This window comes from Candidatus Zixiibacteriota bacterium (assembly GCA_029860345.1).
Lineage (GTDB): Bacteria > Zixibacteria > MSB-5A5 > GN15 > FEB-12 > JAJRTA01.
The window spans coordinates 68,975-94,362 of the sequence record JAOUBJ010000011.1; the positions used below are offsets into that span (position 1 = coordinate 68,975).

General features: G+C 55.4%; 19 protein-coding genes. 17 read left to right on the forward strand and 2 right to left on the reverse strand.

What is annotated here, in order from left to right; all coding sequences use genetic code 11:
- The first annotated feature begins 1 nt into the window (after position 1).
- From OEV49_11890 to OEV49_11905, 4 genes are read left to right on the forward strand one after another with little or no spacing between them, the layout of a single operon-like run.
- On the forward strand, positions 2-1,207 hold the full coding sequence (locus OEV49_11890) for a glycosyltransferase (GenBank protein ID MDH3891776.1): 1,206 nt from the start codon (positions 2-4) through the stop codon (positions 1,205-1,207).
- Positions 1,204-2,310, forward strand: a complete 1,107-nt coding sequence (locus OEV49_11895; GenBank protein ID MDH3891777.1) for a glycosyltransferase family 4 protein — start codon at positions 1,204-1,206, stop codon at positions 2,308-2,310. Before OEV49_11890 ends, OEV49_11895 begins: the two co-directional genes overlap by 4 nt.
- A complete protein-coding gene (locus OEV49_11900; GenBank protein MDH3891778.1) occupies positions 2,307-3,470 on the forward strand; it encodes a glycosyltransferase in 1,164 nt (387 codons plus the stop codon). The genes OEV49_11895 and OEV49_11900 overlap by 4 nt, the downstream gene beginning before the upstream one ends.
- Positions 3,467-4,801 carry a glycosyltransferase gene (locus OEV49_11905; GenBank protein ID MDH3891779.1) on the forward strand — a complete coding sequence of 445 codons (1,335 nt, stop codon included), beginning with the start codon at positions 3,467-3,469 and terminating at the stop codon, positions 4,799-4,801. Before OEV49_11900 ends, OEV49_11905 begins: the two co-directional genes overlap by 4 nt.
- A 579-nt stretch (positions 4,802-5,380) precedes the next feature.
- Here OEV49_11905 and OEV49_11910 read toward each other — a convergent pair.
- The gene (locus tag OEV49_11910) at positions 5,381-5,563 is read right to left on the reverse strand and encodes a hypothetical protein (GenBank protein ID MDH3891780.1); all 183 of its coding nucleotides are present in this window, start codon (positions 5,561-5,563) and stop codon (positions 5,381-5,383) included.
- Between the two features lie 138 nt (positions 5,564-5,701).
- On the opposite strand from OEV49_11910, the gene OEV49_11915 reads away from it, so the two are divergent.
- The 8 genes from OEV49_11915 (at position 5,702) to OEV49_11950 (ending at position 18,431) form a co-directional block, all read left to right on the forward strand.
- Positions 5,702-9,220 carry a hypothetical protein gene (locus tag OEV49_11915; GenBank protein ID MDH3891781.1) on the forward strand — a complete coding sequence of 1,173 codons (3,519 nt, stop codon included), beginning with the start codon at positions 5,702-5,704 and terminating at the stop codon, positions 9,218-9,220.
- Between the two features lie 700 nt (positions 9,221-9,920).
- Positions 9,921-10,544 (forward strand): site-2 protease family protein, encoded by a 624-nt coding sequence (locus tag OEV49_11920; GenBank protein ID MDH3891782.1) that lies wholly within the window; start codon positions 9,921-9,923, stop codon positions 10,542-10,544.
- 1 nt (position 10,545) lies between these two features.
- The gene (locus OEV49_11925) at positions 10,546-11,241 is read left to right on the forward strand and encodes a hypothetical protein (protein ID MDH3891783.1); all 696 of its coding nucleotides are present in this window, start codon (positions 10,546-10,548) and stop codon (positions 11,239-11,241) included.
- A gap of 79 nt (positions 11,242-11,320) precedes the next feature.
- The gene (locus OEV49_11930; GenBank protein MDH3891784.1) at positions 11,321-13,270 is read left to right on the forward strand and encodes an ABC transporter ATP-binding protein/permease; all 1,950 of its coding nucleotides are present in this window, start codon (positions 11,321-11,323) and stop codon (positions 13,268-13,270) included.
- Positions 13,271-14,407 carry a glycosyltransferase family 9 protein gene (locus OEV49_11935; GenBank protein MDH3891785.1) on the forward strand — a complete coding sequence of 379 codons (1,137 nt, stop codon included), beginning with the start codon at positions 13,271-13,273 and terminating at the stop codon, positions 14,405-14,407. It abuts the gene before it with no gap.
- A 28-nt stretch (positions 14,408-14,435) separates the two neighbouring features.
- The gene (locus tag OEV49_11940) at positions 14,436-15,233 is read left to right on the forward strand and encodes a glycosyltransferase family 2 protein (GenBank protein MDH3891786.1); all 798 of its coding nucleotides are present in this window, start codon (positions 14,436-14,438) and stop codon (positions 15,231-15,233) included.
- An 8-nt stretch (positions 15,234-15,241) separates the two neighbouring features.
- Positions 15,242-16,276, forward strand: coding sequence for a glycosyltransferase family 9 protein (locus tag OEV49_11945; GenBank protein MDH3891787.1), 1,035 nt, complete (start codon positions 15,242-15,244; stop codon positions 16,274-16,276).
- Positions 16,277-16,292: 16 nt separating this feature from the next.
- Positions 16,293-18,431 carry a bifunctional (p)ppGpp synthetase/guanosine-3',5'-bis(diphosphate) 3'-pyrophosphohydrolase gene (locus tag OEV49_11950; GenBank protein ID MDH3891788.1) on the forward strand — a complete coding sequence of 713 codons (2,139 nt, stop codon included), beginning with the start codon at positions 16,293-16,295 and terminating at the stop codon, positions 18,429-18,431.
- Positions 18,432-19,036: 605 nt separating this feature from the next.
- Here OEV49_11950 and OEV49_11955 read toward each other — a convergent pair.
- A complete protein-coding gene (locus OEV49_11955) occupies positions 19,037-20,779 on the reverse strand; it encodes a M28 family peptidase (protein MDH3891789.1) in 1,743 nt (580 codons plus the stop codon).
- Between the two features lie 194 nt (positions 20,780-20,973).
- On the opposite strand from OEV49_11955, the gene OEV49_11960 reads away from it, so the two are divergent.
- From OEV49_11960 to OEV49_11980, 5 genes are all read left to right on the forward strand, one after another.
- Positions 20,974-21,546, forward strand: a complete 573-nt coding sequence (locus tag OEV49_11960; GenBank protein MDH3891790.1) for a tetratricopeptide repeat protein — start codon at positions 20,974-20,976, stop codon at positions 21,544-21,546.
- Positions 21,539-22,609, forward strand: a complete 1,071-nt coding sequence (locus tag OEV49_11965) for an SO_0444 family Cu/Zn efflux transporter (GenBank protein MDH3891791.1) — start codon at positions 21,539-21,541, stop codon at positions 22,607-22,609. Before OEV49_11960 ends, OEV49_11965 begins: the two co-directional genes overlap by 8 nt.
- Before the next feature lie 90 nt (positions 22,610-22,699).
- Complete coding sequence (locus OEV49_11970; protein ID MDH3891792.1) at positions 22,700-23,413, forward strand: ComF family protein; 714 nt, start codon at positions 22,700-22,702, stop codon at positions 23,411-23,413.
- Positions 23,414-23,423: 10 nt separating this feature from the next.
- Positions 23,424-24,317: a tyrosine recombinase XerD gene (locus OEV49_11975; protein MDH3891793.1), complete on the forward strand. Its 894-nt coding sequence runs from the start codon at positions 23,424-23,426 to the stop codon at positions 24,315-24,317.
- Complete coding sequence (locus tag OEV49_11980) at positions 24,262-25,260, forward strand: diguanylate cyclase (GenBank protein ID MDH3891794.1); 999 nt, start codon at positions 24,262-24,264, stop codon at positions 25,258-25,260. The genes OEV49_11975 and OEV49_11980 overlap by 56 nt, the downstream gene beginning before the upstream one ends.
- Positions 25,261-25,388: the final 128 nt, after the last annotated feature.

Genomic DNA, 25,388 nt, shown 5'->3' on the forward strand with positions numbered 1-25,388 from the left:
CATGAACGTCTTGATCCTCGACGAAGAATTCCCCCATCCGCTTAACACCGGGAAGCGGATTCGTACATTCAATCTGTTCAGCCGACTTGCGCTGCGTCATAGACTCACCTACCTGGCCTACGGCGACAGGGGATCGGATGCATATCAGGCAATTCATGACGCCGGTTTGAACACGCTGGCCGTGGCCCGCTCACCCCGTCCGAAACGAGGGGCCGGGCTGTACCTCAGACTTATGCCGAATCTCTTTTCAGCGCAACCCTACTCGGTATCGAGTCATTGGACCAATGCGTATGAAGACACTCTGGCCAGGGAACTGGCCACGACCGATTACGATCTGGTTGTTTGCGAATGGACCCCTTACGCCCAGTTCATGCGAGGACGACCCGACGTAAAGACGCTGGTCGTGGCGCACAATATCGAGTATCAGATATGGCAGCGTTATGTTGAGAATGAAACTCAGTTCGTGGTCAAAAAGTACATGGCCATGCAAGCCGGACGGATGCGCCGCTTTGAAGAGAACACGTTCAAGTCGGTTGCCGCCGCAACGGCTGTTTCAAATGCGGACGCCGAGGTGATTCGTTCGATCAACCCCGATCTTCCCGTTGAAGTAGTAGACAACGGTGTCGATCTCGAATACTTCAGGGATTATGGTCAGCCGACGGCTGACGATGCGCCCGGTCTGGTTTTTACGGGCTCGATGGATTGGCGGCCCAATCAGGACAGTGTCGAGTATTTCGTGCGTGAGATTCTGCCGCTGGTTAGGCGCACTCATCCCGATATAAAAACGGTGCTGGTCGGTCGCAACCCCCCGGCCAGGATACTCGAACTGGGCAACCATGAAGGCGTCACGGTGACCGGCACGGTCGACGACGTGCGACCGTACATCAAGCGAGCCAGTCTGTTTATCGTGCCGCTTCGTATCGGCGGCGGGTCGCGGTTGAAAATCCTGGAAGCAATGGCTATGAAAAAACCGGTCGTGTCGACCTCGGTCGGCGCCGAAGGTCTGGATGTTACCGACGGTCGCGAACTTCTTCTGGCCGACAGGCCTGAGGATTTTGCCAAACAGATCGACGTGCTCTTGTCCGACGCGGCAACAGCCCACCAACTGGGTGAGGCCGGACGCTCTTTGGTGGAGCGACGTTACGGATGGGATGCGCTTTCGACCAAGCTCGAACAATTCATGCAACGATTGGTGGCCGACCGATGACCATCCTTCATTTGCGCGCATCCAATTTCTACGGCGGACCGGAGCGGCAGCTCTTTCATCACGCTCAAGTGATGGGTGGGAGCCGACATCGCGTGGTCATCGCATCGTATAAAGAGCATGGTCGAAATCCTGAGCTGCTCGATGTGGCCGAGATGGCCGGGATCGACAACCTGCTCATCGACGTTAGCTCTGCCTATGACTTCACGGCTGTAGGCAAAATCAGGAAGGCGCTTTTGAAGGAACGTGTCGACCTCCTGTGCACACACGACTATCGTTCGCACTTGTTGGGACATGCGGTTTGTCGCAAATCCAAAGCCAAACACATTTGCTTCGTGCGCGGCGCCACCAAAGATGATTTGAAAGTCCGGCTGTACCAGTGGCTGGACAAGATGACTTTGCCATGGGCCAACCACGCAGTCACTGTTTCCGATCAACAACGCCGGACCATGACTGACTCGGGATACCCCCAGGCACGCATTTCGGTCGTGCACAACGCGGTCAGTTTGAGCGACCTCTCAGAGATAGAGCCGGTCGATCTCAGGACGGTTTTTGAACTGCCGCCCGACGCCGTGGTCGTCATGGCCGCAGGTCGCTTTAGCCGGGAGAAAGGGCAGCGTTTATTGGTCGAAACAGCGGCGCGAATTATCGAGCAGGATCGTAGACTGCACTTTGTACTGTACGGAGATGGTCCGGACCTGGGACCAGTGAAGAGACAGGTTGCCGGCTGCTCCTATCCGACACAGATAAGGCTGCCCGGATTCAGTGCGATGGTGATAAGCTATCTCAAGTCTGCCGACATCCTGGTCAACCCATCGTACTCGGAAGGTCTGCCCAATGTTGTGCTGGAAGCGATGGCTGTGGGGACGCCGGTGGTGGCGACGGCTGTCGGGGGCGTACCGGAGTTGATCGTGAACCGGCAGTCCGGGCTGTTAGTCCCGGCCGGCGACTCAAACGGACTGGGTGAGGCCATCCTGCTGTTGGCTGAAGACCTGCCCATCCGAAAACGACTGGCCGAAAACGGGCAGCAGGTGGTCCGGCAGAGATTCACTTTTGAGCAACAGGCAAAGAAACTGACTGAAGTCTATGAGGAGGTGGCGGCGTGATAAACATAGCTTTTGTCATCGACACCATCGAATCCCCCTACGCCGGAACCGAGAAACAACTCCTGGCGGTCATCAAACACCTGGATCGCTCCCGCTTCCGCCCCCACCTGGTTTGCCTGCGTTCGAGCCAATGGCTGAAAACCGCCGAGCCGGGATGCAAGGTGAGCGTGATGAACTTCGGATCGTTCTTCTCGATGAGTTTTTTTCACGGTCGCCGACGTTTCGTAGAGTTCTGTCGGGAGCACAAGATCGACATGGTCCAGACATTTTTCCGAGATGGTAATCACGCCGGTACTTTGTGGGCGCATAAGGCCCGAGTCGCGGTCATTATAGGCAGCCGACGTAACGTGGGCAGCGGCTACTGGCACAATCGCCGTGAGATAGCTATCCTAAAGTTTCTGAAACGCTACACCACTCACTATATTACGAATTCGGAAGCGGCCGCCGCGGAAGCGCGAGAGGTCGAGGGCGTGGACCCTGCTCACATCTCGGTTGTGCGCAACGGTCTGGACATGAATGCCTACCCACAGCCGAGTGCCGAGATGGCGGTTGAGGTTAAAAAATCCTGGGGCTTCTCAGAAGATTCCACGGTGATCGGCGTTGTGGCCAACCTGCGACCGGTTAAGAACCTGGAGTTTCTCATTCGTAGAGCGAAAACGATTATTGAGCAGCGTCCCCAAACAAGGTTTGTGGTTCTGGGTGAAGGCCACTTTCGCACAGAGTTGGAGCAAATGATCGTGGACTATGATCTGACCGGAAAGTTCTTGTTGCCGGGACGGTCGGATAATGTGGCCCGTGATCTGGCCGGGTTTGATGTTGCGGTTCTCTGTTCGCACCGGGAGAGTCTGTCGAACTCGCTGATGGAATACATGGCCACCGGCCGCGCAGTGATAGCTTCCGACGTCGGCGGCAATCGGGAACTGATCTCGCAGTCTGACTTGGGATACCTCTACCCTGCCGACGACAGCGGGCAGTTTGAACGTCAGGTTCTCGGACTCCTGGACGATCCCGAATTGCGCAATCGCATGGGAGCTGCCGCGCGTGAGAAAGCAAGCAACTCCTTCTCATACGAAGCGATGATCGGCCAACTCGAAACCGTATATGAATCGCTGATGCCGACCCATCACACCCATCGCGAGGAACGAGCGGAACAGTCATGAGTTTTGTATCGAGAACGAAATTCAGACTCAAGGACTTCGCCCGTTTTAACCCGACCTGTCGGCTGATCGCCTCAACGATTATCGAGTGGCGCGACCGGATGTCGCCCCCGCACGAGGCTGTTGGAATTGCTCGTTCGGTGATCAACCTGGCCAAAGCTGCCCGTATCTGCCCATCACCGGGAAGACTGCGCAGACTTGAAAGCAAACTCAGGCAACGTATCGATCGGATGGACCCATCGCAACTCGAGTGGGATCAGATCTTTCCCCACAGCAGTCCGCGCCAGATTCGCAAAGGAGTCATCCTCAAAAGGCCGGTGTCGGACCGAGAAAAGGGTGTGTTGTTCATTGCCTTCGAGGACCACTGGCTCAGACTCCTGCGCTATGCCGACCTGAAGGCCCTGCATCGTAAGTACCACTTGGTGCTGGCCCCGACCTGGTCACCACCCCATGATCTGCCGATGACGCTGGCGGCAAAAATGTGGCCGGGTACCCTGTTCAACATTATGAGCGCCGTTGTCGATCATGAAGCCTTTGCCCGCCTGGCCGACAACCTCGTGAGCATCCCTTTGATATCATCCAACTGGGTCAACCCGGACGTTTTTGCCGGGGACGACGATGTACCGAAAGAGTTCGACATCGTCATGCTGGCCAATTTTGCCGTGTACAAACGGCACTGGCTCATGTTCGATGTCCTGTCCAGGCTACCGCCGACCACGAAACTGCTCCTGTTGGGACGTGGTTGGGAGGGTCGTTCGGCTGAAACGATTATGGCCGAAGCACGCGCTTTCGGGAGTGAAGATAAAGTCATCATGAAAGAAGGGCTGTCCGACGCCGATATGGTGCGGGCCATCAAGTCGGCCAAAGTCAGTCTGATTTTCTCCGGAAACGAAGGGGCCTGCGTGGCGGTGGTCGAGGCGATGTTCTCAGGAGTCCCGGTGGGACTCTTTGCCGACGCCATCATAGGTTCCAAGGCGTATGTGAACGAACAGACCGGTTGCCTGTTTACCCGTTCAAACGTCGTTCGAAAACTGAGCGAATTCATCCAAAACTATCGGCAATACCAACCACGAAAATGGGTACTTGAGAACGGGGTATCATACGTCGAGAGCACCAGGATTCTGAACGAGGCCATCCGCTCAGCAGCGTTGGACATGGGTGAACAATGGACGTTGGACATTCATGAGCACCAATGGCGGCCCAACCCGACCTATCTCTCAGATGACATCTGCCGGGAGATGCGCCCCCACTACGACAGCTTCGAAAGTGCGTTCGGGATACCTCTGATCACGGCTGGCGTAAATGACGACGATCCCGCCCCAAACAAGGTTTGAGGCGGCCACCCAGCGGACGACGACTCGTAGGGCAGGACCCCTGTGGTCATGACAAGAGTCGGGACCCACAAGGGGGTTCCGACCTACGGGGCTACGGTGCTGGCTGATGATGAGTTGGCGGGTCCACGCCGCGGCGCGCAGGCGAAGACGGGGCTACCCTACGATTCTTCGCCCGTTTGCAACCTCACCCTGAGCGGAGTCGAAGGGTGAACCCTACCCTAGTCAAGGTTTGAGGCGGCCATCCGCCAGTTAGTCGTGTCGGGTGCCGTCAGGTGACTCGCCTGACGGCCTTTGAGCAGCGCTGTAGGTGTCGGGCGAGGTCGCCCTACACCACCTCAACCCTTGAACCCATACCCATAGTAGGTCAGGACCCTTGTGGTCCTGACAATTGCGTCAGGTCCATAAAGGACCTGACCCACAAGACTGGCTGATGATGAATTGGCGGATCCACGCTGTGGCGGGCAGGCGAAGACGGGGCTACCCTACCGAAATCCGTCCATGGCGGAACCGCTAAGAGGGTACCGCTTTGGTGTTCTTGGGTAGACGCGAAGGGCGAGAAACACGGCTTGACCGTGCTGTTCAAAAAGTAACTCCGATCAAAACTTGAACAATCGGCCAATCGATTGAATCAATGTTGGTTACCGGAAATCCGGCTGGGATAGCATCTTTTGTCACCATAAGACATGCCATAACGTCTACCGAGGACTCCCTGTACTCACAGATCAAGCCGCCGGGTCCCTTGACCTTAGCAAAACTGTGCAAAGAGGCCTCTTTGGGAACGGTTTTTGTTTGTTTGGGGGCGGTTAAGATAGTATAAAGTCAGGCAGAGTGCCGATACTTAGGGTTTAAGGGGCACTCGTGCGGAGCGCCTCAAGAGGCGAATTAGGAAGAGGATAATCGATGGACAAAAGGTACCACAAGTCACTCAACGGATGCATGGCATGGATCTTCGCGGCGATGGCTATGACAATCATCAGCACCGGACTAGTCGGGGTGGCGGTCGGACAGGACCTGACCCCCAGTGTCAATTACTTCAATTTTGATTACGGCGCTGTGCCGACGTCCGATGAAATCGATTCAATCGTGGCCGGACGCTATGAAGCTTTGGTTACGGACATGTCCTACGGTTGGGGTTACGTCGACAAGTACAACGATTACGTTTTATATGATCCTGATCTGGAGTTCTACGTCTACCTCGACTTTGCCAATGTTCAGACAGCATCAGCCGCAATGGGGCGGGTCAACGAGGTTGTCGGCCCGTTGATGCAATCCGAAGGTCAGAACCCGGAGAATATGTATTGGCATTCGCGGGACTATACGCCGACCGGATGGGGCGCCTACGACGGTTACAACTCCAACATAGAGGGATCGCGGCTTCGCACCTACGGCGGTACGCGGCCACTGACCAATAACACCAACGCCAGTTTCCGTCGGCACTTCGTTGACGCCTATGTGGCCGGCATCAAGAACAAACATGCCGCTACGCGAAACTTCGACCTCACCGGGCTATGGTTCGACAACATGGGCATACCCCAGGACTGCGGTGTATCGAGCCACGCTTCGGGTCGCTATATGTATGAGAACACACTGGGCGTCAACGCACAATTCGGTGGTGAGAACTGGTCCAGTTGGCACGGTGCCTACCGCGACACTGTGCTGTTGAAATACATGTCGCTTCTGGCCGATAGTATGATTGCTCGCACCGGAATGAAGTTGAACATCAACTCCATTGGCTGGGGTCACGGCATGGGCACCGAGTATGCCTATGGCTACCGTCCGGAGTACTTTGATCCTTCCATTAGCGGACCGGTCTCGCGCGAACACGAGTACGCCGGCACCCCGTATATGGGTTCGGTCTGCTTCTACCCCGGTCCCAACAACGGCGCTACAAGTATCGATAGCGCCTCGGCGGCGGCCGATTATTACCCCGGCACGATGTACAAAGGCATGGTGGCATGTTCGGAGGCCGAGGTGGAACACTGGTTCAATCCTTCCCACGGCAGCGATCCTTACGGTTTTACGAAATGGCATTACGACGGACTGGCTCTGTACTACCTGTGGCGAAGCGGCACCACTTATCTCAGTTTCGCCAACGATCCGGGCAACAATGGTTCGCTAAACTGGATCGACGGTGGTGGATCGGGCGGCCGATGTGTCCACGCCGGAATGCCGAACGACAGTTGTTATTGGCTTGATGCTCTCGGTGAACGAGTGGGCCGCGACGGTGCCAGTAAGGCCTGGGATCAAGATACCGTGCGCTGGTATGCGGCCAGTGTCACCTGCGATGATTGCATGATCGCCGAAGGCGCCGGCAAAGACAATGCCGGACAAAACTGGGTAGTGTTCATGCGTCGCTGGATGGGTGATGACGCCTTCCAGTACATGGTTCTCTCCCGCCCCATGTCCACCTGGCAGACGACTTTCGCCGGTAGTAACGCTCCGGCCATCGAACTGATCGACGGACCCTGGCAGAAGATGGATCACGACGGCAACTGGGGTTCGCCGATCTCGACCGATGCCTTTCGTAACGGCGAGGGCGGCATTTATCGCAAGGCTATGATCGGCGGCTGCACCTCACCGCCTGCCACGCCAACCCTGGCCGCTCCGGGCGACGGTGCCCCGGCTGGATCGTATCGTCCAAGCTTGTGCGTTTACAACCCGCCGCCGGTGTCCGGATGCAACAATCCGGTGATCTACACGTTCGAGCTGTACCTTGACCCCGACCTGACGGTCAGCGCCATGGCTCCTGTCACGGTGGCTGAACAATCCGTTTCCACCTGTTGGACACCGCTGTCGAATCTGGAAGCAGGCCGTGTTTACTACTGGCGGGCGCGTGCCTACAATGGCATGTTCAACTCGCCGTGGGCAGGGCCGTTCTCATTCTCGACGCCCAACACTCCTCCCCCGCCGCCGACTATATTCAACCCGGCCGACGGTGATACGGTCGGAACCCTGCAACCGCTGTTGAGCATAAACCAGAGTGTTGATCCAAATGGGACACCGGTGGTGTGCGAGTTTGTAATCTCCAAGTTCGAGGACTTCTCCACTCCTACGGCCACCGGATTGGTGCTTCGTGGTACCAGCCAGGTCGATTGGTCGGTGCCGGTGACGCTTGAAAACGGTGTCGCGTACTACTGGCGAGCGCGTTCCTCAGACTACATCGCCAACTCTGACTGGTGCGAGACCTGCCTATTCCTGATCGACGTGGCCGGAAACAATCCACCGTCGGCGCCCACGGTCATCAGTCCGGCCAGCGGCGACACCACCACGCAGGTCAATCCGCTCCTTACCGTACAGAATGGTTCCGACCCGGAGGGAGATCCATTGACCTATAGTTTCGAAGTGTACGACGCCGGTATGACCGTTCTCCTGTCATCGACAAATAATGTATCCTCTGGCGCTCAGACTACCTCCTGGACAGTATCGCAGAGTCTGGCCGCCGATCAAAACTATCTGTGGCGGGCGCGTTGCTTCGACGGCGTCGGCTATTCGAGTTGGAGCGCGTCGGCCGCTTTCACCATCGCATCGGGTCAAGGGGCCAACCATCCCCCGACCATCCCGGTGCATCTGCTTCCGACCGACGGCGTTTCGGTGAGCGGCGAATCGATCCAAATGGTCATCGAAAACTCGACCGACATTGACGGCGATTCGCTCTTCTACGATTTTTTCATCTACCTCCACCAGTCGGCCGATGGCCTTGTCGGGTCGGTCCGAAATCTGCCCGAAACTCCGGGGCAAACCAGCGCCGAACTGCCGTTTACACCGGTCAACGGTCAAACCTACTGGTGGCGAGTGGGCGCCAATGATCGGGTCCACTGGACCGAGTTCACAGAGCCCACATCTTTCCGTTGGGTCAGTTTGGCCACTGATGCCGACGAGTACATCGCCGGGGCCGACCAACCACCGCCCGGTGCCACGGTGGGTTCGCGCAAGCCTACTTTGCGCGCTCGCAACATCACCGACCCGGGCCCTCATCAGTATCACTTTGATGTGTCTGTCGATTCCTCATTCGTCTCATCGGCAGCGTCCTCTCGTCCTATCGACGAAGGTAGTGACGGCTATACCGAATGGAAAGTCGATGAGCGGTTGGAACCGGGAGAGACATACTTCTGGCGCGTGAGAGCCGACAACAATGCCTACTCGGCGCTCTCCAGTTTCACTGTCGCCACCAAGGTCTTTGCCTCGCCAAACCCGGTCTCGTTTCGCAAAGGCCAGGTGGTCACCTTTCACCTGCCGGCCAAACCGGTCGACTTGTTGATTCAATCGGTCTCCGGTGAGGCGGTGATTATCAGGGAGAGCATATCCGGAGAGTGGGTATGGGATGGCCGTAACGCATCCGGCAACAGTATAGCATCGGGTGTGTATTCCTGGTTCATTCGAGGCTACGATGCAGACGGAAAACTTGTGGTGAAACCATAACAATGTAGACTGCGATTCTATTGCGACCCTGTCCGAACAGCCGTCTGCGACCTGCGGACGGCTGTTTTTTTGAGGCTTGTACAAACGTCCTTACACAGTAGGTCAGGAGCCCTGTGCTCCTGACAATATCACGCACTGCTATCTGCGCAGGGCAGAACCGCTACTGGTCCGGCCGATATTCGTGGGCTGCGGGGTGGAAGCCACTTGTGGCCGTCCTCGTCTGCCTGTGACAATGGCGGGTTCACGCCACGGCGCGCAGGCGAAGACGGACCCGCCCTACTGAAGATGACGCGGGGGCATTAGATTCATGCCTCGACTCCGCTCGGCATGACATGAATACGCGCGAGGCACGAAAAACAGGCTTGCCTGTGTCCGTCATGCTGGCGCAGGCCAGCATCCAGTCTTTGAACACCGACCTGGATTCCGGCCTTCGCCGGAATGACGTGCACTGAATCTTTCGCCATTGGGCGGGCAAACCACCTCTAGCCGCCCTAGTCTGCCGCTTCACAATGGCGGAACCGCTAAGAGGGTTCCGCCCTACTATTGACAGCAGCGGCACTCCGTCAGTCCCCCATACTTGCATGGCCCACGAAGACGCACACCGTGCACGGTTTGGTCCGCTTGGATATATAAACCACTTTCAACTTGAAAACGACATCGATCGTACAGATATTAGTGACAACTATGAAAGCACTGTTTCATGTTTGGTGATGACTTAATCCAACGTGCCATTCTGGCCACCCCGGCTATTCTGTTTGCACTGACTGTGCATGAGTACTTCCACGCCTGGACGGCGCTTCGATATGGCGACAGCACGGCCAGCGACATGGGACGCCTGACATTAAACCCGCTGTCCCATCTCGATCTTATGGGGACGGCGGTCTTCTTTATTTCTCAGTTCACTTTTGGCTGGGCCAAACCAGTCCCGGTGAATCTGTTGAACGTGCGTGGCAATGTGCGTGTGGCGGACTTTTGGATTTCGGCTGCCGGGCCGATCTCTAACATGGGGCTGGCACTTATTTTCGGAATCCTGTACCGGCTCGCCGACGGATTTGGATTCGCCGAGACGGGAGGAGCCATGAAGTTGCTTTTTGAATGCGTGAGGATCAATGTAGCGTTGGCCTTCTTCAATCTCATTCCAATGTATCCGTTGGACGGCTCACATATACTCAGAAATGTCCTACCGGTAGAGTACGAAGAGTCCATCATGAAATTCGAACGAATTGCACCCATACTCTTGCTGTTGATGGTTGTCACCGGAATGTTTGGGTATATACTCGTTCCTATAATCTGGCCCATTATTTACCTCTTCACGGGTTATTGACGTGGCCGGCTGTAGAACCTTCAAACAGACCTTCGCTATAGCTGCCGGTGCCGTGTTTCTCCTGTCGAACTGCGGACCGAAGTTTACAACCGAGCCGAGCGTGGATGCATACCAAGCCAAGGGACCCGGCAAAAAGGTGCGAGTGGAAGCCTATCTGTTCGATGCAAAAATCCGTTTGGACGGCAAGCCGACGTCGCTGCGACTTGAGTTGTTTCAGACTGACTCGGTGGTTGCGCTGGGCGCGCGGGGATACCTGGGCAAAGGGGCGCTCAAAGGGCGGCTGACATCGGATAGCATCGAAGCCTTCTTCCCCACCAGAAACGAATACTTGCACGAAGCCGTGCGAGACATGCTGTTCAGTTCAAGTTGCACCCATGCGATCGACCCACTGGATTTCCCCGGCCTGTTGCGTACTCTGCCGGATAGGATGGATCTTGGCGCCGGACTGATCGTTCAACGAGAGGACTCAAAAAGCAAACTTCGTCGATATACGCTCACCTGGCCTGAGTGCACCTGGCGCCTTGAGATGACATACGACAAACGTAAAGCGGGCTGGCGACTATCTGAGCTTTTGTTCGACAATGGGACCGATGTTTCTTTCACGGCCAGGCGGCGCGCCCACAAAGCCTCGACCCGAGTAAACAAAAACAAGTTTGAGCTCTCGGTCGACCCCCAGGCGATTCGCATAACTCCCTAACCGCAAGCCGCTTATACGAGTTGACTTAGGGCTGCGTTTGTGGCATATTTAGGTTTATGCACGTTTTTGGTGAAATGACATGACTCTGTACCGACGAACATTCTCGATCCTGCGACCGTACATCGGTCAACTGATCACGGCATCGCTATCGGCGGCCATTCATGCCTTGCTCTCCGGACTCATGGTCTGGATGGCCGGGCCTTTGCTGATGACCTTGTTCCAGGTGCAGACAGTTCCGGGATTAGACCAAACCGATAGTGTCGCACACTCAACGGCACAACCGGGAGAGCAACCGACCGACGACACAGGGCTGCTCAGCGGCGTCTCAAGCTCCATCGAAAAAGTGCGCACATGGATGAAGGGTTGGGTGAACAGTCTGGTAGAGGCCGAAACACGACGGGACACCCTGTTCAATTTCTGCTGGCTGATACTCTTGATCGCTCTGGGAAAGAACCTGTTTAATTACCTGCAGGGCTTCTTCATGGCCTTCGTGCAGCAATCGGTCGTGCGAAGTTTGCGCGACCGCCTCTTCGAGAAGTATCAGCGCTTGTCACTGGCCTACTTCCACCGTCGACGCACCGGACAAATCATGTCGCGCGTTACCAACGACGTCATAGTACTCAACGAATCGGTCGACATCGGATTCAACCACCTGGTCGCCGACACGGTCATGGCCCTGAGCTTCTTCTCGTTTTTGATAATCCTGAGTTGGAAACTGACTCTTCTGGCCATGATAGTACTGCCCGTCGTGTTCGGGTTCATCTGGTTCGTGGGGAAAACTCTCAGACGCTACTCGGAACGTACCCAACAGCGGATGGCCGATGTCAACTCGGTGCTGGAAGAAGCGATCAACAACACCCGGATCGTCAAAGCCTTCTCTATGGAGAAATTCGAAACCAACAAATTCGTCCAGACGACCGCCGACTACTTCAGGTCTTTGTTGCGCATGACCCGAATCCGCCACCTCGCCTCGCCGATCAACGACACATTGATTAGCGTGGCCGGTGTGGTCATTCTCATGTACGCCGGGGCTCGCATTATCGCCGGGACCGGTGAACTCGACGCCGGTGACTTCATGACTTTCATAATCGCCATGTTCGCCATGATCAAACCGGTGAAATCGCTCAGCCAGGTGCATATAAAGCTGCAAGAGGGTATGGCCGCCGCCGAACGAATCTTCAGAGTATTGGAGGCCGACGAAACCATATCCGACCCGGCCCAACCTAAGCATGTCGAGACTTTCCGAGACGTCATAAGGTACCAAAGGATCGACTTCAGTTACAACCCCGGCGAACCGGTGCTGTCCGACGTATCTTTCGACATCCGGTATGGCCAGGTGGTTGCCATTGTTGGACCCTCGGGTGCCGGAAAATCGACCCTCCTTGATTTGTTGCCGCGCTTCTATGATCCGCAAGGTGGTTCGATCACCATCGACGGGATCGCTATCTCCGAACTGTCACTGGCCTCTCTTCGCGGGCTGATGGGCATCGTAACGCAGGAGACTTTTCTGTTCAACGATACCATCTTCAACAATGTCGCCTATGGCCTTACCGATGTTTCACGCGACCGAGTGGTGGAAGCAGCCCGCATGGCGAACGCCGACCGATTCATCCGGGAGTTCGAGAACGGCTACGATACACTGGTGGGCAATCGCGGCGTGATGCTATCGGGGGGCCAACGACAACGTTTGGCCATCGCACGCGCCTTGCTCAAAAACCCCCAGATTCTGATTTTTGACGAAGCTACTTCGGCGCTGGATACCGAATCGGAACTGCTGGTGCAGGAAGCGATCAGTCGGCTTATGAAGAACCGCACCACCCTGGTGGTGGCCCATCGGTTGTCAACTATTGTCAACGCCGATCGTATCGTTGTTCTCAAGGACGGGCGGATCGTGGAGGAAGGTCGTCATGAAGAACTCCTGCAGTCAGAAGGATTGTACCATCGTCTCTACATGATGCAATTCAAAAACGGCGAATCCGACCCGGCATCAGGCTCTCAGAAAACGACGATTGAAAGGGAGGATGCGTAGATGCCCTCCCCTACCGTTAAGAAAACCGAACTTGGTTTCAAGAGATTCTTGCACCATCTGTTTCACTTGATCCTGCCAAGCGGAGACAGCACACGCATACCCGTGCCTGCCGAGGAGGTTGGCTCGATACTGATCCTGCGTCCGGACAAACTGGGAGACATGATTACGACCATCCCGGTCGCTCACGCCTTGAAGAAGATGTTCGGGCATATACGGATTGAAATCATCGCTTCTCCCCTGAACCGTCAACTGGTCGTGGACGATCCCTGTTTCGATGCGGTACATACTTATCGCAAGAACATCCTGAAGGACCTGCCGCTGATTTTCACGCTCAGAAAGAAACGGTATGATATCGTTTTCGATCCTATCTGCCACGACTCCGTAACCGGGCTGCTCTTGTCGCGCTTGATCAGCAACGGGGCGATCAGAGCGGCCGCCCGCAAGCTGGACCTGATGAGTTTCTATGACTACTGTGAACCGTTTCAGCCGGAGGGTGAAGAACACAACATCGACAATAATCTTCTTGTGTTCAATCTGTTCGGCGTTGCGCCCGAGACGGTAGACCCGTTCATGCCGGTTTACCTGCCCGAGGATTGTCAGACCAAGGCCGCCGCCTTTGTTCAAACACTCTCAGAAGATCGCACCTTTCGCGTCGGTATCAATATCTCAGCCGGCAGCCCGACCAGGAACCTGGCCCTGTCCAAGTTCAGTGCTCTTATCGATGGAATTATCGCAGAACATGCCGGTGTGCAGTGCGTAATCGTATGCACCTCGGGTGATCGTGAACGCGGTCGACAACTGGTAGAGAATCGCGAGGGAAAGGCGTACCTGGTTCCCCAGGGTTTGTCTCTTTTGGAAGCGGCTGCGATCATTGAGAAGTTTGATTTGTTTGTCAGTCCGGATACCTCGCTGATTCACATGGCCCGGCTTATGAGAGTCCCTGTTGTCGGTCTCTACAGCGGTCATCTGCGCAACTACCATTTTTGGAAACCGTATCGGCAGGAGCACGGGTCGGTGGTGTCGTCTCATCCGGGACATCTTCACGATATCGAAGTAAGCCGGATTCTGGAAGAGGTCGACAAATTGCTCAAATCGGTCTACCCCGACGGCACGGCCAGGATAACTCCATCGCGATGAGTTGGGAATGGATGCGAAGACGAAGCCAATGAACGATGCTGCAGACAACACTCCGGATACGGCCGAAACGATCTCGGCCGTAATAATCACCAAAAACGAGGAAGCCAATATTGCCCGCTGCCTGAAGGCGCTGTCGTGGGTTGACGAGATTGTCGTGGTCGACTCGGGATCGAACGACGATACTCGCCAGCTAGCCACCGAACTGGGTGCCGCGGTTTTTGAGGCGGACTGGAACGGATTTGGACCAACCAAAGCGTTGGGTGTGGACAAAGCCACCAGTCAGTGGATAATTTCTGTTGACGCCGACGAAGTCGTATCGCCTCAACTGGCGAGTGAGATTCAAAAGGTCCTGATCGACGGCACCGACCACCACGGTTTCGACATGCCACGCAAGACCAATTTCCTCGGTCGCTGGATTCATCATTGCGGCTGGTATCCCGACCGCGTGCTGCGCCTGTTTCTCAAAGCACACGGCAATTTTAACGACGCACCGGTGCATGAGCGAGTCGTTCTCAAGGGCGACATCGGTCATCTCAAAGAGTATCTGCTGCATTACAGTTATCCTTCGCTGGAGCATTACCTGGTGAAGTCCAACCGATACACGACGCTAGGCGCCCAAAAAGCTCTGACTGATGGACGACGGGCTAACTGGTTTGATATTGTCATTCGGCCGACAGTGTCGTTTCTTAGTCATTATATATCTCGTCAAGGTTTTCGTGACGGCCTGGAGGGGTTGTTGATCTCGGTATTGTCGGCGGTCGCCGTTATGATGAAGTACTCAAAGCTGCGTGTATTGCAGAACGAACAGAGAAGAAGAGAAACTTAGGTTTAGTGATGAAAGCACTCGAACTTAAACCCGGGGACCGTATCCTGGTGAGCCGGACCGACCGGCTTGGTGATCTGATCCTGGCCCTGCCGTTTGTGGAGACACTCAAAGGCAGGTATCCCGAATGCCATATCGAGGTAATGTCCTCACTGTATGCTTCACCGATTCTGGAGAACAATGATCGTATTGACGGCATCGTGCGCGTGCTCAACAAACAGTTGGTAAGTGACCGGCTGTACAAAAAGGACCTGCTGCAAAAAATCAAACAGTCCAGCTACCAGGTGGTGGTAGCTCTGTATCCGGAACGCAACATCTGTCAACTGTTTCACAAGTCGGCTATCCCCGACCGCATCGGCACTGCCGGTCGTTTTCATTCCGTTTTCTTCAATCATCGGTTGCTCCATAGTCGGAAGTCCAACAAAAAGCATGAGTGTGAGTACAATCTGGATTTTCTGAAATTCTTCCGCGAAGGTGAAACGGTGACCATGCCGGTCGTCTACCCACGCGAGAAGGAATTGGCCAACGCTCGCCGGATTCTAAAAGAAGCCGGTGTTGAGGGAAGGTTTGTGGTGCTCCATCCCGGTTCGGGCGGTTCGGCGGAACGCTGGCCTCTGGATCGTTTTCTTAAGTTGTATTCCGATCTGGAAACCTCCGGCGTGCAGGTGGTTCTCTCAGGCTCTGAGAAAGAGGGTGAGGTAATCGACAGTCGCTCGCACGAACTGGGTCTCAAAATGCGTCAAATCACCGGCGACACCGATCTCAGAACATTGGCCGCAGCTTTGTCGTTGGCTGATGTCGTGGTCGCAAACTCGACCGGACCGCTCCACCTGGCTGTGGCCGTGGGTACTAAGGTGGTCGGACTTTATCCCGGCAAGGCGGTGATGTCGCCGGCCCGGTGGGGACCCCTGGGACGGCATGACCGGGTGATCGTACCGGCCTCAAAAGAATGCAAATGCCCCCCTAATGAGTGTGTATGTATGCTGACGATAACAATAGAGAAAGTAGCGTCCGAAGTTGCACAACTTTTTGACCAGGCGGAATGACGAGAAACAGAGCTCAATGAATCTGGCCGAGTTCATCATCCAGATAGAATCGCTCAATGCCAATATCAACATCGAGTTGATAAAGAAGGCGTATGAGTTCTCAGACCGAGCGCACGCCGGACAGACACGATCATCCGGTGAGCCGTATGTCGAGCATTGCCTCGAGGTTGCCTTCATTCTGGCCGAACAGCACATGGATTCCACTACCCTGGCGGCCGGGCTGCTTCACGATGTGGTCGAGGATACCGAAACGACGGTAGAACAACTGCGTCGTGAATTCGACGATGAAGTGGCCGAGTTGGTAGACGGCGTCACCAAGCTGTCCGGGATACGGTTCTCCTCACGTGAAGAACAGCAGGTCGAGTATTTTCGCAAGATGCTTTTGACCATGGCCCGGGACATTCGGGTTATCCTGATCAAACTGGCTGACCGGTTGCACAACATGCGAACGCTGGAGCACGTCTCGCCCGAACGTCAGAGACGTATCGCCCAGGAAACGCGCGACGTATACTGTCCGCTGGCCCATCGCTTCGGCATCAATCGGGCCAAGATGGAACTGGAAGACCTTTCTCTCAAATTCCTGGAACCGGACGTTTATGTCGAGCTCAAACGGCGCATCAAGGAGACCCGCGAGGATCGTGAAAAACACATCGCGCGACTGGTAATGCCCATCAAGGAAGAACTGGCCAAGAACCATATCCCGGCTGAGGTCTATGGAAGAGCCAAGCATCTGGACTCTGTTTATCGCAAGACCCGGGTCCGCAAAGTGCCGTTCGGCGAAATCTACGATCTGTTCGCCATCCGTGTCATTACCGACACCGAGCGGGACTGCTACCACACCATGGGCATCCTGCACTCGATGTGGAAGCCTATGCCGAACCGGTTTCATGATTACATGGCCAATCCCAAACCAAACGGCTACCGCTCGCTACACACCACCGTCTTTGGGCCGGATAATCGTCCGGTGGAGATTCAGATTCGGACCCATCAGATGCATCACGTTGCGGAAAACGGTATCGCTGCTCATTGGCTCTACAAAGAGGGTCGACAGCAGATGTCCAGATCAGACCGTCAGATGATCTGGTTGCGCGACGTTCTCGAATGGCAGAAGGACATGACCAATCCGGCCGATTTTCTGGAATACCTCAAGATCGACTTGTACTCCGAGGATATTTTCGTCTTCACACCGCAGCAGAAACTGATCCACCTGCCCAAAGGCTCGACACCGCTTGACTTTGCCTTCCAGATTCACACTGAAGTAGGTATCCACTGCGCCGGCTCCAAAATAAACGGCCGCTTGCAACCCTTGTCGACGCCGATCAAGTCCGGTGACACGGTGGAGATCATCACCAATCCGCGCCGGACACCTTCGCACGATTGGCTGAAACTGGTCAAATCTTCAACGGCCCGAGCCAAGATACGACGCTGGCTCAACCAGGCCGGGTTCGAGCAGTCGGTGATCCTGGGACGCGAAGTGGTGGAACGCAAACTCAAAGAGCTGCGTTTGAAGATGCCGCCCAACGAAGAGATGCAGGGCTACGCCGAGAAGCTGGGCAAGAAGTCGGTCGAGGACCTACTGGCCGCCATAGGTAATGGGTCGATGAACCGCGCACCGCTGGTCAATTTGATTCAACCGGAGAAAGAGAAACCTTCCGCCGGAATTGTCGGTCAGGTGATCGACCGTCTGCGCGGGTCAAAAGGTATCCGTGTCCACGGCATGGCCGACATGATGTTCCGTTTCGCAGGATGCTGCCAGCCGTTGCCGGGTGAAGATATTATCGGCTTCATCACGCGCGGACGGGGCGTTACGGTACATCGAGCCGACTGCGACAGCGCCCGCTACCTGCAAGGTCAGTTTCCGGAACGGCGTATCGATGTCAGTTGGGACGCCGGCAAGAGTGAGTCTTTTGTCGTCGAAGTGGAACTGGTGGTCGAGGATCGCAAGAACATGCTGCGTGACATCACTCAGGCCGTGGCCGACTCCGACACCAACGTTCGCGCCGCCGAGATGCACGCCACCGACACGGCCGCCACCGGAAAGTTCGTCATTGAAGTCACTTCTCTTTCGCATCTGAACCGAATCATCGAAAAAATGCGCAAGGTCAAAGGGGTCATCACCGTCCTTCGCTCCAAAGGACGCGACTTCGAGAAGTAACACCATGGATGTGCCGTTGTGCGACCCCGCGCGACGGCTACACAACCTCACCGTGAGCTCCTTAGTAGGGTGGGTCCGTCTTCGGACCCGCCATTGTCATCAGCAGATGTGGACATCTGCCAGTCACTGAGACTGTCGGCGGAGACAAGCCCCGCCGCTACGCGATAGAGCGCGAGGACGTACACCAGGCACGAAGATGGATTCCCGCCTGCGCGGGAATGACACATGCGGCGCGGGGGTGACAGAGAGGCGGGCGTTGACCACCCTTCGACTCCGGGCAGGGTGAGATCTGAATGGGTTCGTAGACGGCCACCTCATGGTGAGCGGAGTCGAACCATGAACCTCTGGAATCTTATCCGAAGAGAATCCCGCGAGGCGCGGGATGTCGAAACCACAACGGGTTTCGACCTACTGCCTGAAAAGGACAAGAACGAGTCCATTTTGCGGTGCAGGTCAAATGGGCCAATTTCCTTCCTCAAAGTCCCCTCTCGAGAGGGGATTTAGGGGTGTGTTATTCTACTTTTGGCAGACTAGGACGTCTGCCGCCCACAGAAAGAGAAGATGGATGCCGGATCAAGTCCGGCATGACAGATTGTGGACTATCCCTACTCCGAGAACACCACCTGCAAACTCAACGTGTCGACACCACGCACTACTCGTATTTCGGTGGAGTCACCCTTTTTGTATCTGGCCAGCGCGCCCATGTAGTCGTAAATGTCCCCAACGAGCGTAGTGCCCATTTTGATGATAATGTCCTCCGATTGGATACCCGCCCGTTCACCGGGCTGGTCGGCGGCGACACCATCGATTTTCAACCCCTGCACTTCGGCTCCGAAATCAGGCACCACGCCGAGTTTCACAGTATAGTTCCCGCGACCACGTCGACCATCGGACTTGGTTGCCTGAAAAGTGAGCGCTCCCTCCATGCGGTCAAAACGTGTCACCACCTGCCAGACCAGATCGGTCACACCTACGATTCCATCGAGATCGATCTTGTCTACATCGTCGCTCGGTCGGTGGTAGTCATTGTGGGCGCCGGTGAACATGAACAAAGAGGGTATCTGTCGATTGTAAAAGGCGGTGTGGTCGGAGGCACCGATTCCCGTTTCCTGGGAAATGATATTGAAAGCATCAAACTGCAGTGAGTCAAAGTAACTTTTGAACTCGACGGATGAGCCGGTGCCGAACACGACCAGCCCTTCCTGCTCTTTGAGACGACCGACCATATCCATGTTGATCATCATGCGCACGGCGCTTGAGTCAATCGTCATGTTCTTGGCGTAGTGTGTCGAACCCAGAATACCGGCTTCCTCACCGGTAAAAGCAATGAACAACATCGAGTATTGCATTGGGTCCTCGGCCGAGGCCCAACGACGGGCCAATTCCAGCAAAGCCGCCGTGCCGGAACCGTTGTCGTCGGCGCCGTTGTGGATCTTGGGTTCGTCGCCACGATACAGAGAGTTTTCGGCACCCCAACCCAGGTGGTCGTAGTGAGCGCCGATAATGACAGTCGTGTCATTGTCGCCGGGAAGATAGCCCACGACATTGTAGGCAGTGTCGCGTACTTTATGCAGATCGGTCTGTCCTTCGGCGGAACCGATGAAAGGTACATGGAGATTAAGCCCGAGTTTCTTAAGACCTCGGCGATGGAGGTAGATTATCGGAATCTCCTTGGGGTTGATCCGGGAGCTTGAGAACATCGGCAGGGTATCATCCATGTCGGCCGGTGCCATGAGAAAGATACCGGCCGCACCCTTTGCGATTGCCTGGCCGATCTTGCGGTTTATCGGTCCGTGTTGATTGAGCTCAGCCTGAGCGCTGTCACTGGCCTCTGCCTCCGAAAGAACCGGCGTGTATCGTCTGATAAGAACTGCCTCACCGGCAACATCCAGTCCGTCGTAGTCATTGATTTTCAGCGAAGGTTCCTCGGCGTGTATGCCGTAACCCACATCGATAATACGATCAAATTCAAACGACAGACTGGCGGAATGCGGTAATGGCGTGAAGTCGTCACCAAGCTTCAGGGCGGTATCGTTAATGGTCAGATAATTATCGTCGCCCAGTTCGATCCTCTTGGTAAACTCAAACGATTGCAGGTATCCGTCGGTCCCTTTTGGAATGAGTCCGGCTGCGGCAAAAACCGACTGAATATACTCAGCGGCTTTCCACTCCCCCACTTCACCGACCTGACGGCCCTCCAGCGAGTCGTGGGCCAGGACGGCAATGTGCTGATGAATCGAATCGGTCGTTATGCTATACTCAGCCGACACCGGGGTGATAATCATGAAAGATGTCAAAAAGACAATTGTGGACAACACAACAATTGTTGGATTATGTCGCGACACCATAAAGACTCCATGAAATGCAGACCAAGTCCGCGGTAATACTTGTATAGTCCCAGGGCTGCCAATATATCCAACTTTAGTTGGTCTGTCAGGTAAGAAAGCTGTGTTTTGGCGTAAGAATTTCATTGCTCCCACCCCCAAATCCACCGTACTTGTCTCTGCGAAAAGGATGTTAACGTTTTGGAAAGAGGTTCAGTGTGACCAATACTGCACGGTCGACCCATAAAGCCGGTTCAACGGCCATGAAAGACAGTCTGACGATTGGCGGAGTATTACTGGTGATTGTGATCGCCTATTTCGCCTACCAAATGTCACAGGCAACAGATCAGCATGTCCACAACCAGGAAGCCTTCCATCCGGAACTGAGCGGCGGTAACATGGACCAGGCGATGGCTTCGATGGCTAACCTGCCGGAGGATCACGAGACGCTGGTGATGATGGGGAACCAGCACATGGACCAGCAGAAATTCGCGATGGCCGCCGAACTGTACAAGCGCGCGTTGGCCAAGAAAGAAGTCAACGATGTCCGAGTCGACTTCGGCGCTTGTCTGAACGGTATGAATCTGCCGCTGAGAGCGATCCAGGAGTTTCAGACAGTCCTGGCCGTTGATCCCACCCACGGGATCGCGACTTTTAATGTCGGGATAGTCTATTCATCGCAGCAGCAACCGGATTCGGCGCGAGTGTACTTCCAGAGATACCTGGAACTGGACCCGCACGGACCAGCCGCGGCCACCGCCAGAGCCCAACTCCAGAGACTCGGTGGTTAACTTCCAGGAACTGGCCCTCAACTGGGGGGCAGCCACCTGGGAGATGCTTCTGGATTCCGCCCTGCTGCTTTTAATCGGGCTGGGGCTGGCCGGCTTGTTGCGGTTGGTGCTCAGCGAGGGGAGAATCAATCGGTTTCTGGCCGGCGGCGGTCCCGGGCCGGTGTTCAAGGCGGCTCTGTTGGGTATACCGTTGCCCCTTTGCTCTTGCTCGGTGTTGCCGGTGGCGCATCAGCTTAGACAATCGGGTGTAAGCAAAGGGGGCACCGTCGCCTTCCTGATCTCGACACCGGAGTCCGGGATTGACTCTATGATTCTCACCTGGACTCTGATGGACCCAGTCATGACGATTGCCCGTCCGGTTACCGCTTTTCTGACCGCCTTCACGGCCGGTCTGCTGGAGAACCGAAGCGATCCGGAGCCGATCAACAATCCACGCCCATCCGATCCGGAGACGAGCTGTTGCTCCTGCGAATCCGATAAACCCGACGCCACCTCTTCTTTGCCCAACCGAATCTGGACCGGGCTGAAATACGCCTATACCGATCTGCTGGACGATCTGGCCGTCTACCTGGTAGTCGGCTATGTGCTGGCCGGTCTGGTGGCTGTGGTGTGGGGTCCCCAGGCCGGTGGCTTACCGGAGTTTTTGCAAACTGGTTGGGGTGGGTACGTGGGGGCGTTGTTGATCGGCTTACCCTTGTATATTTGCGCCGTTTCGTCAACTCCTTTGGCCGCAGCCCTGCTGGTCACCGGATTCTCCCCCGGCGCTACTTTGCTTTTTCTCATGGTCGGTCCGGCCACCAATCTGGCTTCATTGGTGGTGGTAAGCAAAGTCCTCAAGGGTTGGGCGGTGCTCAGGTATCTCGGATCGATTATCGTCGTATCCCTGGTATGTGCGCTGATCCTGGACATACTCTACCCAATGTTCAAACTCAGCCTTAGTCCCGCGAGTCACTCGGTCTTACACCAGGGCCCGGGCACATGGTGGAACTGGGCGGCAGCGGTCGCCCTCACCGGCGGCGTACTGTGGTTCACCGGAAGAAAACTTCTGAAGCGATTGTTCTGAGACAAAGTGTGCTGCCAGCCGTGACCGGCCGGTCACCGAGGCATCTTATTTTGGTAGGATATTCGAACGCAGTTTAGCATAGATATCCTCATGGTATCGCTTCGAGAAACAGCCAACTCATGCTTGGGCGTGCTCTGGGATTTTGTGTATCCGCCCCTTTGCCTCGGGTGCGGTGGATTCTACGACGGTGAGCACAGCGTTTGCGAACGCTGCTTTGAAACCATCCATCGGTTCGAGGACCCCATTTGCCTAAACTGCCTCTCGGTGCTGGCCGGTGGACCCCGTTGTCCCATCTGCACCGATCTATCTCTACCCTTGTTTGCTTTAGGCGACTATGCCCCGCCGCTCAAGGACATTATATTGCAGTTCAAGTTCAAGGGGATCACCACCCCGGCCCGACTCATGGCTGGGTTATTGTGGCAACAATTCGGAGACCGCCTCACAATGCTAAACCCAACCGTCCTGGTTTCGATCCCGCTGCACCCCGGCCGCGAGAGTCAGCGTGGCTACAATCAGGCCGCACTGCTGACCGACCAACTGGGTTTACTCATGGATGTCCCGGTCAATAATAACCTGCTCACCCGGATTGAAAAACGAAAGCCGCAAGCCTCGCTCAGGCTGAGACAACGGATGAAAAACATCAAGGGTGTCTTTGAAGCCACACCGGCCGAAGGTCCCATGCGCGGGCTGCTTCTCGTTGACGATGTTGTCACCAGTGGCGCCACCGTCCTCGAAGCCACCCGCACCCTAACCGAGGCCGGCTATGAAGTAGTGGCGATAGCCGCCATCGCACATGGGAGATGAGGGACAGACGATGCTCGGGCAATTGGTGGAAGACTATCTTCAGTATCTCAAGCTCGAACGCGGATTGGCAACCAATACATTGACCTCCTACCGTCGGGATTTGCTTGAGTTTGTGGCGTCGCTTAAGGTGCAGGAGCCTTCGAAGTTGACTCCTCGTCTGGCTCAGGATTATGTCTCACGCCTGATCGGATCATCATTGAAACCGGCTACGATTGCTCGAAAGATATCCAGTGTCAAGCAATTCGCCGTTTGGCTGGGTGAGAGTGGTACATTGAAGCAGAATCCGTTTGCCGGATTGTCGGCTCCTCGGATTGCGCGCTATCACCCCCCATATCTTTCACCCGGAGAGGTGGCTCAGATAATCGATGCCATAGACACTAAAACGCCGACCGGTCGGCGCGACCGGACCATGCTGGAATTACTGTACGGGTCCGGGTTGCGGGTGTCGGAACTTTTGAACCTCAGAACTTCAGACATCGAGTTTGAAGCCGGGTTTCTCAGAATCGTCGGCAAAGGCAACAAGCAGCGGCTGGCTCCTCTGGGTGGCCCGGCCGCCTCTGCCCTCCATACCTATCTGGACAATCAGTCAAAACCAGAGGCTGACTCCGGCTACCTGTTCGCCAACCGCCTGGGGCGACCTTTCTCCAGGCCCGGCCTGTGGAAAATCATCAAACGGGCAGTGACCAAAGCCGGGATCGCCAAACCGGTTTCGCCCCATACATTTCGTCATTCTTTTGCCACCCACCTCCTGGAGGGAGGCGCCGACCTGCGGGTAGTGCAAGAAATGCTCGGTCATGCCGATATATCTACAACGCAGATATATACAACTGTTGACCGGGAATACCTGATTGCTGAACACAAAAAGTACCATCCTCGAGAATTGGCCGGGACCAAAGACGGCTGACGACCAACCCCGGACGGTTTACCGTTTTGCCATCAGACAGACCGGGTTTAATCTCGACTTTCATCTGGAACCCATCTATCGCCACGTTGAGACAACTTTTCATCACTTTCAGGATTTCGATGAGTTGGTCACGATCTGCCAACGCTTCGACATCGATGCCATAATCATCGGTGGGCGCGACGATTTTTCTCACGCCATAGAACTGGTCAGGGACATCAAGCAGAACATATTCCTGGCAATCATACCGGTGGTGCTCTATCATCCGGAGCCGGACAACAATACGATTCTGGCTGCCTATGAAAACGGCGCTGAAGAATTCGTCTATGGCGGATGGAACAACCGTTTGATCCAGGTGCGTATCAGGCGTCTTTTGGAGCGGAGCCGACGGGACCTTTCGATCAATCCGTCATCGCATCTACCCGGCCCGAGCATCATCGAAAGTGAGATAGCCAGACAGATCGACAAGCAGATGGAATTCGCGGTCTGCTACGCCGACCTGGACAATTTTAAGGCATTCAACGACTACTATGGCTACTACCGTGGTGATAAAGTTATCAGGCTCACGGCCAAAGTTGTCAAGGACACCGTCTTCGATCTATGTCGGGAGGGCTTTGTCGGGCACATCGCCGGGGACGATTTCATTTACATTATTCCAGCCGATATGATCGAACAGATATGCCGGTCGATAATCAAGACCTTCGACTCATTGATCCCCTACCGATACGAGCCGGAAGATCGTGAGCGCGGATATATCACCACCAAGAGTCGCCGCGGTGATACCGAGCAATTTCCGTTATTGACCATTTCAATCGCGGTTGTGGTGAATAACAACGGGAAATTCGGACATGTCGGGGAGCTATCCAGGATGCTGGCCGACCTGAAATCTGCGACCAAGCTAAAATCCGGCTCCAACTTCATGGTCGAGCGCCGCCGGAAATACTAACCGGCTCGCCTGTGTCACTCCCGCGAAGGCGAGAATCCATCTGCCCAAGCTGGCGATCAAAACCGAAGATGGACCCCCGCCTGCGCGGGGGTGACAGATAAGCTTCAACAACGCGCGAAGCGCAAAAA

Coding starts and splice junctions, on each gene's coding strand:
- OEV49_11890 (MDH3891776.1), top strand. CDS start 2: ATGAACGTCTTGATCCTCGACGAAGAATTCCCCCATCCGCTTAACACC.
- OEV49_11895 (MDH3891777.1), top strand. CDS start 1,204: ATGACCATCCTTCATTTGCGCGCATCCAATTTCTACGGCGGACCGGAG.
- OEV49_11905 (MDH3891779.1), top strand. CDS start 3,467: ATGAGTTTTGTATCGAGAACGAAATTCAGACTCAAGGACTTCGCCCGT.
- OEV49_11915 (MDH3891781.1), top strand. CDS start 5,702: ATGGACAAAAGGTACCACAAGTCACTCAACGGATGCATGGCATGGATC.
- OEV49_11920 (MDH3891782.1), top strand. CDS start 9,921: ATGTTTGGTGATGACTTAATCCAACGTGCCATTCTGGCCACCCCGGCT.
- OEV49_11930 (MDH3891784.1), top strand. CDS start 11,321: ATGACTCTGTACCGACGAACATTCTCGATCCTGCGACCGTACATCGGT.
- OEV49_11935 (MDH3891785.1), top strand. CDS start 13,271: ATGCCCTCCCCTACCGTTAAGAAAACCGAACTTGGTTTCAAGAGATTC.
- OEV49_11940 (MDH3891786.1), top strand. CDS start 14,436: ATGAACGATGCTGCAGACAACACTCCGGATACGGCCGAAACGATCTCG.
- OEV49_11945 (MDH3891787.1), top strand. CDS start 15,242: ATGAAAGCACTCGAACTTAAACCCGGGGACCGTATCCTGGTGAGCCGG.
- OEV49_11950 (MDH3891788.1), top strand. CDS start 16,293: ATGAATCTGGCCGAGTTCATCATCCAGATAGAATCGCTCAATGCCAAT.
- OEV49_11955 (MDH3891789.1), bottom strand. CDS start 20,779: ATGGTGTCGCGACATAATCCAACAATTGTTGTGTTGTCCACAATTGTC.
- OEV49_11970 (MDH3891792.1), top strand. CDS start 22,700: ATGGTATCGCTTCGAGAAACAGCCAACTCATGCTTGGGCGTGCTCTGG.
- OEV49_11975 (MDH3891793.1), top strand. CDS start 23,424: ATGCTCGGGCAATTGGTGGAAGACTATCTTCAGTATCTCAAGCTCGAA.